Source organism: Myxococcus sp. XM-1-1-1 (genome assembly GCF_020037095.1).
Lineage (GTDB): Bacteria > Myxococcota > Myxococcia > Myxococcales > Myxococcaceae > Myxococcus > Myxococcus fulvus.
The window spans coordinates 352,740-367,320 of the sequence record NZ_JAIQDH010000009.1 but is presented as its reverse complement, the minus strand read 5'-3'; the positions used below and the strand labels follow the sequence as shown (position 1 = coordinate 367,320).

Annotated in this window: 11 protein-coding genes; 2 read left to right on the top strand and 9 right to left on the bottom strand. The window is 70.7% G+C overall.

Translation table 11 applies throughout. The features are described 5' to 3' along the window. The coding region (locus K8640_RS20470) for a DUF6982 domain-containing protein (RefSeq protein WP_407940326.1) at positions 1–2,814 on the top strand (2,814 nt) is incomplete at its 5' end. 163 nt (positions 2,815–2,977) lie between these two features. Here the strand turns inward: K8640_RS20470 and K8640_RS20465 are convergent. Both K8640_RS20465 and K8640_RS20460 read right to left on the bottom strand, forming a co-directional pair. Next, positions 2,978–3,592, bottom strand: coding sequence for a YceI family protein (locus K8640_RS20465; RefSeq protein WP_223748544.1), 615 nt, complete (start codon positions 3,590–3,592; stop codon positions 2,978–2,980). A gap of 33 nt (positions 3,593–3,625) precedes the next feature. After that, complete coding sequence (locus K8640_RS20460) at positions 3,626–4,501, bottom strand: dioxygenase (RefSeq protein WP_223748543.1); 876 nt, start codon at positions 4,499–4,501, stop codon at positions 3,626–3,628. A 141-nt stretch (positions 4,502–4,642) separates the two neighbouring features. On the opposite strand from K8640_RS20460, the gene K8640_RS20455 reads away from it, so the two are divergent. Next, complete coding sequence (locus K8640_RS20455) at positions 4,643–6,280, top strand: sigma-54-dependent Fis family transcriptional regulator (protein ID WP_141323539.1); 1,638 nt, start codon at positions 4,643–4,645, stop codon at positions 6,278–6,280. 10 nt (positions 6,281–6,290) lie between these two features. Here K8640_RS20455 and K8640_RS20450 read toward each other — a convergent pair whose 3' ends face one another. The 7 genes from K8640_RS20450 to K8640_RS20420 form a co-directional block, all read right to left on the bottom strand. Next, entirely contained in the window at positions 6,291–7,028 is a 738-nt protein-coding gene (locus K8640_RS20450) for a DUF1751 domain-containing protein (RefSeq protein ID WP_223748542.1), read from the bottom strand. Positions 7,029–7,171: 143 nt separating this feature from the next. Beyond that, positions 7,172–7,375, bottom strand: coding sequence for a hypothetical protein (locus K8640_RS20445; protein ID WP_046715756.1), 204 nt, complete (start codon positions 7,373–7,375; stop codon positions 7,172–7,174). Positions 7,376–7,592: 217 nt separating this feature from the next. Continuing rightward, complete coding sequence (locus tag K8640_RS20440) at positions 7,593–7,811, bottom strand: hypothetical protein (RefSeq protein WP_141323581.1); 219 nt, start codon at positions 7,809–7,811, stop codon at positions 7,593–7,595. 32 nt (positions 7,812–7,843) lie between these two features. Beyond that, the gene (locus K8640_RS20435) at positions 7,844–9,040 is read right to left on the bottom strand and encodes an acetyl-CoA C-acetyltransferase (RefSeq protein WP_223748541.1); all 1,197 of its coding nucleotides are present in this window, start codon (positions 9,038–9,040) and stop codon (positions 7,844–7,846) included. Between the two features lie 66 nt (positions 9,041–9,106). Beyond that, positions 9,107–9,754, bottom strand: a complete 648-nt coding sequence (locus K8640_RS20430) for a hypothetical protein (RefSeq protein ID WP_223748540.1) — start codon at positions 9,752–9,754, stop codon at positions 9,107–9,109. A 92-nt stretch (positions 9,755–9,846) separates the two neighbouring features. Then, positions 9,847–10,503 carry a 2-hydroxychromene-2-carboxylate isomerase gene (locus K8640_RS20425; RefSeq protein ID WP_223748539.1) on the bottom strand — a complete coding sequence of 219 codons (657 nt, stop codon included), beginning with the start codon at positions 10,501–10,503 and terminating at the stop codon, positions 9,847–9,849. Between the two features lie 240 nt (positions 10,504–10,743). Next, on the bottom strand, positions 10,744–14,319 hold the full coding sequence (locus K8640_RS20420) for a protein kinase domain-containing protein (protein ID WP_223748555.1): 3,576 nt from the start codon (positions 14,317–14,319) through the stop codon (positions 10,744–10,746). Between the last annotated feature and the right edge of the window lie 262 nt (positions 14,320–14,581).

Genomic DNA, 14,581 nt, shown 5'->3' with positions numbered 1-14,581 from the left:
ACGGAGACTCCCGCCGCGCAGCCCGAGTGGGCCACCACGGAAGAGCTTCCCGCCGACGCGGTGCAGGCCGAGTGGTCCTCGTCCACGACGGAGACTCCCGCCGCGCAGCCCGAGTGGGCCGCCACGGAAGAGCTTCCCGCCGACGCCGTGCAGTCCGAGTGGTCTTCGTCCACGACGGAGGCACCTACCACTCAGCCGGAGTGGGCTGCTACCGAAGAGCTTCCCGCCGACGCCGTGCAGGCCGAGTGGTCTTCGTCCACGACGGAGGCACCTGCCGCTCAGCCCGAGTGGACCGCCGCCGAAGGACTTCCCGCCGACGCCGTGCAGGCCGAGTGGTCCGCCACGGAAGAGCTTCCCGCCGATGCGGTGCAAGCCGAGTGGGCCGCCACCTCGACGGAGACGCCCGCCGCCCAGCCCGAGTGGTCCGCCACGGAAGAGCTTCCCGCCGACGCCGTGCAGTCCGAGTGGTCCGCCACGTCGACAGAGACGCCCGCCGCCCAGCCCGACTGGGCCGCCGCCGAAGAACTCTCTGCGGATGCGGTGCAGGCCGAATGGTCTTCGTCCTCGACGGAGACGCCTACCGCGCAGTCCGAGTGGGCCACCACGGAAGAGCTTCCCGCCGACGCCGTGCAGGCCGAGTGGTCCGCTTCCTCGACGGAGACTCCCGCCGCCCAGCCCGAGTGGGCCGCCACGGAAGAGCTTCCCGCCGACGCCGTGCAGGCCGAGTGGTCCGCGACAGAGGCGAGCGCTCCGCAGCCCGAGTGGGAGGCGACGCCGGAAATTGCCCCGGACGCCGTGCAGGCAGAGTCATCCTCCTCGACAGATGTAATTGCCGCGCAGCCCGAGTGGGCGACCACGCCGGAGATTGCCCCGGACGCCGTTCAGACGGAGTGGACTGCGTCATCAACGGAGACGCCTGCCGCGCAGACTGACTGGTCTGCCGCGGAAGAGCTTCCCGCGGACGCGGTGCAGGCCGAGTGGTCTTCGTCCACGGCGGAGCCCCCTGCGGCGCAGCCTGAATGGGCCGCCACGGAAGAGCTTCCCGCGGATGCAGTGCAAGCCGAGTGGTCCGCCACCTCGACGGAGACTCCCGCCGCGCAGCCCGAGTGGGAGGCCACGTCGGAGCTTGCTCCAGACGCGGTGCAGACCGACTGGTCTGCCTCGTCGACCGCCCCGCAGCCCGAATGGGCCGCCACCGAAGAGCTTCCCGCGGATGCCGTGCAGTCCGATTGGTCCGCATCCTCGACGGAGGCGCCTGCCGCGCAGCCCGAGTGGGCCGCCGCCGAAGAGCTTCCCGCGGATGCGGTGCAGCCCGAGTGGTCCGCCACGGAAGAGCTCCCTGCGGACGCCGTGCAGTCCGATTGGTCCGCAGCCTCGACGGAGGCTCCTGCCGCTCAGCCCCACTGGTCCGCCACCGAAGAGATTCCCGTGGACGCGGCGCAGCCCGAGTGGGCTTCCACGCCGGAGATTGCCCCAGACGCGGTGCAGACCGACTGGTCTGCCTCGTCAACTGCCGCGCAACCGGAGTGGGCCTCCACGACGGATGAGCTTCCCGCGGACGCCGTCCAGACCGAGTGGTCCGCCAACGCCACGGCGGCCCCCTCCGAACAGTCCCAGTGGTCCGCGACGCCGGAGATTGCGGCGGACGCCGTGCAGACCGATTGGTCCGCGTCGGCCGCAGAGTCCCCCACCGCTCAGCCCGAGTGGTCCGCCACCGAAGAGCTCCCCGCCGACGCCGTCCTCTCTGAAGAGCCCACTGCTTCGACCGAGCCCCCCACGGCTCAGCCCGAGTGGTCCGCCACCGAAGAGCTCCCTGCCGACGCCGTCCAGGCCGAGTGGTCCTCGACCGACGCGCCCCACACGGCTCAGCCCGAGTGGTCCACCACCGAAGAGCTCCCGGCCGACGCCGTCCAGTCCGAGTGGTCCTCCGCCCAGGACTCGTCGACCTGGAACAACACCGCCACCGAGGAGCCGTCCAACGCGCAGGCCGAGTGGAGCGAGGCCCCGGTCGACGTGGAGCCGATGGTCGAGCTCTCCGCCACCGAGCAGCTCCCAGCCGAGCCCATCCAGGCCGAGGAGGTCTCCTGGGCCGAGGAGCAGCCCGCCGCGCCCGCCTCTTCCTGGCAGGCCCAGAACGGCCACGCGTTCGGCGCCCCCGTGACGGACCTCTCCGCCTCCATCGAGGAAGAGGTCCCCGTCGAGTTCGAGCAGGAACAAGAGCAGGAGCTCGCCGAAATCGAGCTGGTGGAAGAGGCCCCCGAGCCCACGCCGACGCCCGCCACCGCCGTGGCCGCCGCGGCGATGAGCGCGGCCCTGCGCTCGCCCTACCCCGCGCCTCCCGCGCGAGCCACGCCCTCCCTGGCCTCGAGCCCGCAGCCGCTCGCCGCCGTGAGGGAGCCGCTCTTCGCCGCCGCCGTGCCCCTGCACGCCGACTCCATCACCTCGTTCATCGAGGGCGAACACCGCGTCATCATCCACACCGTGGAAGGCCAGGTGAAGCGCGGCACCATCCGCGACGCGGACCTGCTCGACGAGGTCATCTCCCTGGAGCAGCAGAGCGGCTTCGCCCCGGAGCAGATTCCCGGCAAGCGCGTGAAGGCCATCTTCTTCATGCTCCCCGCCGGCGCGCGTCAGCCCCAGGCCGAGGGCCAGAAGATTCGCGTCACCTTCAACGACGGCCGCCAGGTCGCGGGCTTCTCCCAGGACTTCAAGAGCACCACCCCGGGCTTCTTCGTCGTCCCCGCCGACCAGCGCACCAACACCGCGCGCATCTTCATCTACCGCGCCAGCGTGCAGGCCGTCGCCGAGGGCTGAAGCCCTCCACGAAAGCCACACCCGAGGGGCCCCACCACCGTGGCGGCCCCTCTTTCATTTCCGCGCGCGCGCCGACACGAAGCGCCCACGCACGAAACGAAGAAGGGCCCCCACACCGTGGAGGCCCTTCATTCACGTCAGTCGCTGTCGAGCGACCCGCGGACTACTTCTTCGCGGGGGCGGCGGCGTCCGCCTTCTTCGTCAGGGACAGGTCCAGGTTCACGGTGACTTCCTCACCCACCGCCACGCCGCCCGTCTCCAGCGCCGTGTTGTAGGTCAGGCCGAAGTCCTTGCGGTTCAGCTTCGTCGTGGCGGACACGCCCGTGCGGGTGTTGCCCCAGGGGTCCTTCGACTCCTTCGACGGGCCCGTGACGTCCAGGACGACCGGCTTGGTGACGCCGTGCATGGTCAGGTTGCCGGTGACCTTCAGCTTGCCCTCGCCCGCCTTCTCCACCTTCGTCGACTTGAAGGTGATGGTGGGGTACTTCGCCGTGTCGAAGAAGTCCGGCGCCTTCAGGTGCTCGTCACGCTTGGCGTTGCCCGTGTTCACCGTCGCCGCGTCGAGCGTGGCCTCCACGGTGGACTTGGTGATGTCCTTGTCGTCCAGGTTCACCGCGCCCTGCTTGATGTTGAACGAGCCCGTCACGTTCGACACCATCATGTGCTTCACGGTGAAGCCCGCGCTGGAGTGGGCCGGGTCCACGTCCCACGTGGCGGCAAAGGCGAGGGACGGCAGGGCCACCAGCAGGGCAATCGCGCTCTTCAGGGTCGTCTTCATAGGGGTGTGCTCCTCGAATGATGAACTGCGGGTTCAGGCGCGCAGCGCGAAGCTGCGCATGGACAAGGTTCCGTGATGGAAGCCCTCGAACACGGGGGTGATGCGGTCTTCGGGGAGGGCGGCTCCGAGGACGAAGTACAGCGGCAACAAATGCTCGGCCCTTGGATGCGCGAGCGTCGCATTGGGTGCATCCAACCATGATTGAAGCCCCGTGAAGTCGCGCGCCTCCAACTTGTTCGCGACCCACGTGTCGAACGACTGCGCCCACGGCTCCGGGGACGCATCCTTCTCTCGGAAATTCACCCGGCGCAGGTTGTGGACGATGCCACCACTGCCCATCAGCAGCACGCCTTCTTCACGCAGCGGCCGCAGCACCTCGCCCATCCTCGCGATGTCCGCCGCGCGCGCGCCCAGCGGCATCGACACCTGCACCACCGGCAACGTCGCGCGTGGAAACGTGTGGAGCAGCGGTACCCACGCGCCATGGTCCAACCCGCGCTCGCCGTCCGCGACGGCCTCGAGGCCCGCGGACTTCAGCCGGCCCACCACGTCCGTGGCCAGCGCGGGCGCTCCCGGCGCCGCGTAGCGAAGCTGGTACAGCGCGCTCGGAAAACCGTGGAAGTCATAGACGAGCGGCGGCCGCTCGCTGGCGGTGACGCGCACCTCGCCGGGCGTCTCCCAGTGCGCGGAGACGACGACGAGCGCCTTCGCCGTGGACACGCCCTCACCGAAGCTCTTGAGCGCCCGCGGGTACGCGTCCGTGTCCAGCGCCACCATCGGCGAGCCATGGGAGACGAAGAGCGCGGGGGCCTTCGCCTGCCCGCTCGCGGAGCCCGTGCCCAGGGCGCCCGCCACCCCGGCCGCCGCCATGCCCTGCAGCACTCCTCGCCTGTCCAAGCCGCCTCCCATGATGGCGCCTTCTACTGCAACCCCAGGACCAACGTCCCCGGGATTCCAACCCCCTGAAATGACTCCCACCTCACAACCTGTCGTGCAGGAAACATCTCAAAACGATAGAGAGAGGCATCACTTTGGAAGGAGCGGGACACCGTGGCGGGTCAATTCGAGCTGGGGCTGGGCGAGCTCTTGTCCTTCGAACCGGGGGGCGGGCTCATCCACTTCGCGGGGCAGCGGGTGCTGCTCATGGACCCGGTGGCGCTGGGACTGCTCCGCAAGGAGCTGGTGAACCTGATGGGCATGACGGCCGCGCGGGGCATCTTCACGCGGCTGGGCTACGCGCACGGCTGGCGCACGGCGGAGGCGATGAAGGGGGCGGTGCCCTGGACGGATGAGTCCCTGTGGCGCCGCGCGGGCGGGCGGCTGCACACGCTGCAGGGCCAGGTGCGGGTGGAGCGGATGGAGCGCAAGCCCGAGGAGGGCCCGGAGCCCTTCGCCGAGGCGCAGTGGCGCGACTCGTACGAGGCCGAGCAGCACCTGTTGCACCTGGGCCGCGCGGACCACCCGGTGTGCTGGAGCCTCACCGGCTTCGCGTCCGGGTACATGAGCTACGTCAACGGCCGGGAAATCTACTGCACGGAGCTGCGCTGCGTGGGCCAGGGGGACGCGGCGTGCCACATCGTCGGCCGCCCCTCGGAGGAGTGGACCACCGAGTGCAAGGAGGTGCTGCGCTTCTACGAGACGCAGTGCATGGAGGGCGTGCTCGCCCAGGTGACGGACGCGCTGAAGCAGGCGGAGCGCAAGCTGCGCGCCAAGCGCCAGTCGCTCGCGCGCGTGGGCGTGACGGAAGACCCGGCCGGCATGGTGGCGCGCGCGGAGGCCATGCAGCGGGTCATCAACCTGGGCCGCCGCGCGGCGAAGGTGGACTCCACGGTGCTCGTCACCGGCGAGAGCGGCGTGGGCAAGGAGAGAATCGCCCGCCTCATCCACGACGAGTCCACGCGCGCGCACAAGGCCTTCGTGGCCGTCAACTGCGCGGCCGTCACCGAGAGCCTCCTGGAGAGCGAGCTGTTCGGCCACGTGAAGGGCGCCTTCACCGGCGCGACCCACGACAGGCCGGGCCTCTTCGAGGCCGCGCACGGCGGCACCCTCTTCCTGGATGAAGTGGGCGAGGTGCCGGCCTCCATGCAGGCCAAGCTCTTGCGCGCGCTGCAGGAGAAGGAGGTGCGGCGCGTGGGAGAGAACACCAGCCGCAAGGTGGACGTGCGCGTGGTGGCCGCCACCAACCGCGACTTGAGCGAGGAGGTGAAGTCCGGTCGCTTCCGCCAGGACCTCTACTACCGCCTGCGCGTCATCGAGCTGCGCATCCCCCCCTTGCGCGAGCGACGCGAGGACATCCTGCCCCTGGCCCGGCTGCTGCTCGCCGAGGCCGCGGAGCGGCTGGGCCGCAAGGTGTCGGGCCTGTCACCGGACGCGGCCGACCAGCTCCTGCGCTACGAGTGGCCCGGCAACGTGCGCGAGCTGGGCAACGCCCTGGAGCGCGCGGTGGCCCTATGCGAGGGCAGCCGCGTGGAGCGCGAGGACCTGCCGGAGGAGGTCCGCGCCGCGCCGCCCAGCCTCATGCCCAGCGGCAACCCGCGCAGGCTTGAGGACATGGAGAAGGAGTACATCCTCGCGGTGCTGGCGCAGAACGCGGGCAACCGGGCGCGCACCGCCGAGCAGCTCGACATCGGCGTGGCCACGCTCTACCGCAAGCTCAAGCAGTACGGCCACCCGGAGGCGGCCCACTGAGCCTTTCGGCTCAGTTCAGGTACTGGTCGCGGTCCGGCTTGTCCTTGTTCCTGCCCACCACGTGCAGGTGCTTGGAGCGGTCCTTCAGCTGTCGCTGCAGCCGCCAGTGCTGCAGCTGCAGCATGAACCGCTTGGGGCTGGCGCCCTTGACGTAGGCGAACACCAGCAGCAGCGCGACGACATGCGGCAGCTGGCTCAAGAAGCCCGCCGTCAGCACGCGCAGCACCACGAAGCCCGCGCCGATGCCGGCGAACGCGTTGCCCGACAGGGGGATGCCCCAGAAGTTCGTCTGCCCCTTGCCGATGACCAGGCCGTAGGCGACCCACAGCACCGAGCCCATCACCCAGCCGCCCTGGTAGCCCGCCGGCAGCGGCATGAAGAGCCCCACCACGCCCAGCACGAAGCCGGCGAGCGCCGTGCAGCCCACCGCCACCATCAACAGCCGCTTCGAGCCCCAGTAGCTCTCCAGCCACCCGCCGATGGACCACAAGAGCAGCGCGCCGAAGAGGATGCTGAACGGCTCGCTCTCGATGAAGGCGTAGGTGAAGGGCTGCCAGAGGAAGAGGTTGCCGAAGACGGTATTGGGCGACAGCAGCAGGAGCAGGCTGTTGCCCGCGCCCTGGTAGCGCAGCACCAGGAAGAGCACGGAGCCCGCCACCAGGCCCACCGCCAGCTTGGACGCCGTGGTCTCCAGGCCGGGGACCCCACCACCGCCACCCCGGCCGCCGAAGCTGCGCATCGGTCGCATTCATTCCTCCACTACGGGCTCGACAAGTCGACCAAAGGTGGTGGAACCCCGCCGGCTTCGCAACCCCAAACGACGAAGGGCGCCCCACCCGGTCCCGGGAGAGCGCCCTCGTACGTCGACGTCCAGCGTCGAGAACCGCCGAATCAGGCCGTCTTCGCGCGGTAGAAAATCGTGATGGTCAGACAGTGGAACTCCTTGTCCGAGGACTGGGTCACCACCTTGTCCACCACCTCGATGTTGACCAGATTCTCCTTGAGCCACTTGGTGATGTTCTCACCCATGTTCTCGCGATCACGCGCGAGCGTGGTGGAGAACACCTTGACTCCCGTGAAGCTCGTAACGCCCATTCCGACCCTCGTCTCAAGCTGAGATTCTGGACGTTTACCCCGAGACGATTCCGCTATCAAGAAACGGGCCCGATTTACCGGCCTTGAGCGGTCCTGGCGGCCCCACCCCGACCCCGCGTGGCGCCAGGGCTCCCACCGTCACGCAGTCGACAACGGGTGGCGGCGCTGCGGGCGAGGGCCTCGCGCGGGTGGACGCCCCGCCAGGCCCCGTGTCGGGTCACGGGCGCGAGGCGGCGGCCCGGCGGTTCTGGCAGGAGACCTCGTCCTTGCAGGCCGGGCCGATGCCCTCCGGGTGGGCGGTGAGGGGCGTCTTGTCGCTCTCCTCCACGCCGCACACGACGCACTTGCGCTTGCGGTTGCGGCGCTCCGCCCGACGCTGCTCGGCGATAGCCTTGGCCCGCTCGCGGGCCGTCTTCGCATCCACCTCGTTCGTCATCTCGCGTCCCGGTTGGAAGTCGTGTTCGGGCATCAGAGCGCCTCGACCAACACGGCGATGCCCTGACCGCCCCCGATGCAGGCGGAGCCGATACCATAGCGTCCACCGCGACGCTTGAGCTCATAGACGAGCGTCGTGGTGATGCGCGCGCCGGACGCGCCCAGCGGGTGGCCCACCGCGATGGCGCCGCCGTTGACGTTGGTCTGCTCGCGCGGCAGCCCCAGCTCCTTCTCCACCGCCAGGTACTGGGGCGCGAAGGCCTCGTTCACCTCGAACAGGTCCACATCGGAGAGCTTCGCCTGCGCGCGCTCCAGCAATTGGCGGATGGCGGGCGCCGGGCCGATGCCCATCACCTTCGGGTCACACCCGGACACGCCCCAGTTCACCAGCCGGGCGATGGGCTTCAGGCCGTGCTTCTGCACGAAGCTGCCCGTCGCCATCACCATGCTGCCGGCGCCGTCGCAGATGCCGCTGGCCGCGCCCGCGTGCACCACGCCGTCCTTCTTGAAGACCTTGGGCAGCTTGCGCAGGCCCTCCACCGTGGTCTCCGGGCGGTTGTGCTCGTCCTTGGAGACGACGACGTCGCCCTTCTTCCCCTTGAGGGTGATGGGCGCGATTTCATCCTGGAAGCGGCCCGCCTCCTGCGCGGCGGCGAAGCGCTTCTGCGTGAGCACCGCGTACTCGTCCACCTGGTCCTGGGTGAGCGCGTAGTCCACCGCGAGCTGCTCGGCGGTGAGCGCCATCGGCTGGCCGGTGTAGCTGTCCGTCAGCGCCGTCCACAGCATGTCCTCCAGGCTGCCCTTGCCCAGCGGCAGGCCCCAGCGCGCGCCGCGGATGACGTGGGGCGCCTGGCTCATGGACTCGGTGCCGCCGGCCAGCACGCAGCTCGCCTGCTCGGTGAGCATCAGCTCCGCCGCGGTGACGAACGCCTGGAAGCCGGAGCCGCACAGGCGGTTGACCCCCAGGGCCGGCACGGGGACGGGCACGCCCGTCTTCAGGCCCACGTGGCGGGGCAGGTAGATGGCATCCGCGCTCGTCTGCACCACGTTGCCGTACACGACGTGCTGCACCAGCTCCGGGGACACCTTCGACTGGGCGAAAGCGGCCTTCGCGGACTCCACGGCCAGGTCGGTGGCGCTCAGGTCCTTCAGGCTGCCGCCATAGGTGCCGAACGGGGTGCGCTTGCCGGAAAGAAAGAAGATTTCCTCGGTCTTGGACACGCTCTTCATGGTGCTCGTCTACCTACTCCCAAGGGGCGCGCGGTGCACGCGCGCAGTGATGGTCCTGGCGGGGTTTCAGGCCGCGCGCCGTCCCAGGAAGGCGCTGGCGACGATGGCAAGCGCCATCACCGTCCACAACAGCCCTTGCAGGTTCTGCCGGCGGATCTCCTTCCGGCCGAGCCCGCGATACCAGGAACGTCCGGCCTCCACCCGACCTTCCCACGAGAAGTCGCTGGCGGGCGTCAGGCCCTCCATGCGGCGCAGGTGGGCGCGCAGCAGACGCTCCGGCGGAGCGTCCGCCAGTGAACCGCTCCGGTAGACGCCGGGCACATCCAGGGCGGGCCGGCGATAACCGGCGGTGATGACGAAGCCTTCCGGGGCCAGGGGGGTGAGGAAGTAGAGCCGGGGCTCGCCGTCCGCCGTCTGGTACACGGTGGCGAAGACGCGCTCGGTGGGGTGGGCCCAGTCGTAGGAGCGCGTGGCCTTCTGGAGCGGCGGCTTCTCCTCGTGGCTGCCGAGCGCCACGAAGCCCAGGGCCTGCAGGTGGATGGAGACCTGCGCCAGCTCCAGGGGCAGGTCCATCTGGTCGGCGGGCGCCTCGGGCTCCACGCGGACCGTGTGGGGGAAGAGGAACAGCACGGCGCGCCAGAAGTTGAGCGCCAGGAGGACGATGGCGAGCACGAGACCCGCGACGACGATGCCCAGCTCGGCGAGGACGTTCATTCGGTGAGCACCTGGAGACGTGGCCCGCCCCTGGGGCTTGGGCCAGCGGGGCACCCTAGCCCAAACTCCAGGTGCTTTCGCACCACCCGCGTTCAGCGTCGGGAGGCGGTCGACGGCAGGGAGCGCCAGCGCTCCAGGTCCACGCCCTTGAGCGGATCCTTGCCCTCGAGGAAGCGCTCCAGGTGCCCCAGCGAGTCGACGCCGAAGAACAGCTCGTCGCCCACGAGCACGGTGGGCACGCCGAAGGCGCCCGCGGCGATGGCCTCCTCGGTGTTGCGGCGCAGGCGGTCCTTGATGTCCTGGCGGCCGGCGGCCTCGAGCAGCGCGGGGGCATCCAGGCCCGCGGCGCGGAGGGCCACGGTGACCTGCTCGGGCGACTCCACGCCCTTCCCGCCGCCCCAGGCCTCCGCGTAGAGAGCCGACACCAATCGGGCGCGGGCCTCCAGGTCATCCACGGCGGCCGTCACGCGCAACGGGAGCAGCGGGACGAAGGGATGCGAGGGAGGGGGGCCGAAGGGCACGCCCAGCTCGTGGGCGATGCGGAAGGTGTGCTTGAAGATATAGCCGCGCTTGGCGGGGACCTCGGCGGGGCCGATGTTGCCGGTGGCGTTGAGCACGCCCGCGAGCAGCACGGGGACGGGCTCCAGCACGCGGCCATGGCGCGCGGCGAGGGCGGGCATGCGCGTCCACGCGAGGTAGGCGTAGGGGGAGAGATAGTCGAAACAGAAGCGCAGGGGCGGGAGGGCCATGCCGCGCACTCTACCCTCCTGGCGCCGGCTGTTCGCCGTGACACCTGCGCGTGACGTGAGGCGGCGTACCTTCCGGCTCCCGCGCAGCGCGGCACCACACCCCTCCAAGAGAGCATCGCGTCCCGTGCGTTGCCAGAGCGCGCAGTGCTCCCTCAGCGGTGCTGCGTTTCACGTGGGCTCGCGCGCCCGCACGTCGCCGGAGCGTTCCGTCCATGATGCGGTCACTTCACGCGAGCCGTCTCAAGCGCTCCGTCGGGACTCCGCGCTGCGCTGGAGCGCGCCACGCAGCGACGTCGCCTGGGCCAGCAGGTTCGACGCCCGCGCCTCGGTGAAGGCCGTCTCCGCCGCCGTCAACTCCGCCACCGCCGCGTCCATCGTCATCGCCCGCTCCGCGAGCGCCAGGCGCACGTGCCCCACCTGCAACACGTTGCCCGTCAGCTCCGCCAGCGCGAGCGCGCGCTTGAGGTGCGTCAGCCCGTCCTCGCCCGGCAGCAGCGCGGCCATCGCCCGGCGCGCCAGCACCTCGTCCCAGGGATTGGCCAGCACCGGGTCCATCGACCGCGACAGCGCCGTCTGCGCCGCCTCGCGCGCCGCCTCCAGGTGGCCCTGCTCGCGCTCGAAGCGCGACTGGTAGACGCGCAAGAGCGTCTCCATCCGGAGGCCACTCTCACGCGCCGCCGCCAGCGCCCGGGGCAGCGACTGGCGCACCGCCGCCGCGTCCTCGAACAGCACGTCCCGGCACGCCTGGTACGTCTGCACGTGGCACTGCAACCAGCGGTCCTCCGGCAGCACCCGCGCCAGCGCCTCGCCGCGCGCCACCACCGCCGCCACGTGCTCGTGCTCGCCGCGCTCCAGATAGTAGGGCGGCGTGAAGATGGCCAGGTTGCGCTCCATCAACCGGGGGTTGCCCAGCCGGCGCACCAGGTCACTCTTCTCCGTGAACGCCGGCACGAAGGCCGCCGCATCCCCCGTGAACGCCGCGCGCGTCACCACCGTGAACAGGTGGAAGGCCCGCACGTCCGTGAAGCCGTGCGCCTCCGCCACCGCGTAGCCATCCCGCGTCGCCTGCGCGTCCAGCGGCTCGCCGCGCAGCGCCAGGTTCATGTTCATCATGTAGCCGCCCATCCCCAACGCCCACGCCAGGCGCCGAGGCAGCCGGCCCATCACCTCGCGCAGCCCGCGCAGCCGCGTGAGCTGCTCGAACTGCGCCTCCACCACCCCCGCCGAGCGGCCCGTGTACGCGCTGAGCACCGCCGGCGCCAACAACGTCGCGGCCCGGTACGGCGACACCTCCGGCTGCTCGCGCCGCACCCGCTCCAGCAACGCGTCCAAATCCTTCGTGCGCCCGACGATGGCCAGCGCCATCGCCTGGAGGATGCGCAGCTCCGCCTGCTTCCAGAAGATGTCCGCCGGCGCCACCTGCGCGTCCGCCTCGCGCTCGCGGAACAATTCCCTCAGGCGTGCCGGCCGCTCGTCCTCGGGCGCCGAGCACGCCCCGTCGAGCTGCGCGAGCGCAACCCGCCGCCCCTCCTCCAGGTCCACCGTCGACGCCCAGTGCGCGAAGAGCTTCTCCGCGAAGGCCAGCGAGCTGGGCGGGTCACTCGCGTAGCCCACCTCCACCAGCGTCACCCAGATGCGCAACAGCAGCCTGTCGCGCCCCGGGAAGTCCGGCGCGGACTCCAGCAGCGTGGAGGCCTCCTTCAAGAGCAGCGTCGCCTCCAGCAACGCCTGCGCCTCCATCGCCGCGCGCCCCGCGTCCAGCAACGGACCGATCGCCAGCTCCGGCTCCGACGAGCGCAGGTAGTGCCACCCCACCGTGCGCGTCAGGTCCGGCCGCTGCGAGTAGAGCGTCTGCAGCGCCAGCGCCACCCGCGCGTGCGCCGCGCGCCGCTCGTCCTCCGACATGCTGTCGTAGACGGCCTGGTGCACGGTGTCGTGCGTGAAGACGTACCGGCCCTCCTCCTCCTGGAGGAACTGCCGCTCCACGATTCCATCCAGCACCGCGAACAGCTCCGACTCCGGCAGGTCCGCCAGCGCCCGCACCATGGGCAGCTCCAGGCTGCGCCCCGCCGGCGCCAGCCGCCTCAAGAGCGACACCTGCTCCACCGGCGCGGAGGACAGGCGCTCGAGCACCGCCGCCTGGATGCTCGCGGGCAAGGGCCGCGTGTCCAGCCCCTCCTCCGCCGTCCAGCGTCCACCCACGCGCGTCAGCGCGCCCTCCTCCACCAGCGCGCGCAGACACTCCGTGGCGAAGAACGCGTTGCCCCCCGTCGTCTCGTGCAGCCGCGCGACGAAGCTCTCCGGCACCTCCAGGCCCGGCAGCGCCAGCCCCACCAACGTGCCCACGTGCTCGGCCGCCAGCGGCTCCAGATCCATGCGCCAGGTGAGCTTCTCGTCCACCGTCTGGAACGCCAGGCTCAGCCGGCTCAGCTCCCCCGAGCGGAACGTGCACACCACCATGCCGCGCGTGCCGTGCAGCGCGCGGATGAGCACGTTGAGCACCTCCAGCGACGCGGTGTCCGCCCAGTGCAGGTCCTCGAAGCACAGGACGAACGTCATCCGCTTGCCCAGCCCCTGCACCCACTCCGCCAGCGCGCCGAAGAACCCCAGCTTCTCCTCGCCCGGCACCTGCGCGACGCCCGAGCCCTCCGCCGACATCGCGGGCAGGAGCCTCGAGAGCCTCGGCGACAGCCGCTCCATCACCTCCGTGGGCGTGTGCGGAATCAGCGCGCGCAGCGCCTGCGCGATGGGCGTCAGCGGCGCCTGCCCCTCCGCGCGACACTGCCCCCGTCCGAACGGCAGCTCCGCCAGCTTCGCCTGCAGCTCGAACTCCTGCAGCAGCCGCGTCTTGCCCACGCCCGCCGGAGCGCCCAGCAGCACCGCGCGCGACTGGCCCCAGTCCGCCTCGGCCAGCCCGTTCATCAGCGACTCCAGCTCCGCCGCGCGCCCCACCACCTCCGGCACGTGCAGGTAGCTGGAGCGCGCCGACAGGGGCTCCTCCGGCATCGGCTCGCCGCTGGCGTGGCACAGCGCCTCCATCAGCTCGGCGGCGTCCTGGAAGCGCTCGCGCGGGTCCTTCGCCAACAGCAGGAGGATGATCTCCTCCAGCTGCGGGTCCACCGGCCCCAGCGAGGATGGCTTGGGCGGCGGCCGCGTCAGGTGCTCGGCGAGCAGCGCCGCGGGCGTGTTGCGCTTGAAGGGCAGCTTCCCCGTCACCAGGTAGTACGCCATCACCCCCAGCGAGTAGAGGTCGGCGCGCCCGTCGATGCTCGCGCCACGCTGCCACTCGGGGGCCAGGTACTCCAGCGTGCCCTTGAGCTTGCCGGGGCTCGGGGTGCCCAGCTGGTGCATCACCCCGAAGTCCATCAGCTTCACCGCGCCGGAGCGGGTGATGCGCACGTTGCTCGCCTTGATGTCGCAGTGCACGTACAGGCGCGAGTGGATGAACGCCAGCACCTGCGCCATCTGGAGGAGCACCCGGTACAGCGTGCGCGTGTCCAGCGGGGACTCGCGCGCCAGGGTGCTCAGGTCCTGCCCGTCCACCACCTCCATGGTGATGAAGCGGTTGCCGGCCTCCGTCATCCCCCAGTCGAACACCTTCAGCGTGCCGGGGTGCTGCAGCTTCTTCATCGCGAAGAACTCGTGCCGGAACATCAGCACCAGCTCCTCCGTCTTCGCCGCCGTCAGCCCCGCGGGGACCTGCATCTCCTTGAGCGCGACCTTGCGCCGCTCGTGCAGGTCCTCCGCCAGCCAGATGCGGCCCATGCCGCCCTCGCCCAAGAGGCCCTCCACCCGGTAGCGGCCCGTCACCACCATTCCGAGCTCCAACGAGCGTCGCACGCCCGCGGCGTCCCCCGGCAGGGTGACGGGCGTGCGGATGCGCTCCCCCCACGTGCTGCTCGGAGGACGGCTGCGCTCGTCCAGGACGGTTGTCTTCTCTTCGTCGCTCACGAAGGCGGGACCGGAAGGTCGGCAGAATCCAGAAGTCGATGGAATATCACGTTTCCATGTATCGGGACACGCTCCGACGACACGGAAGAAACCCCTGCCCCCCACCGCCCAGGCAGGCGGCCTGATA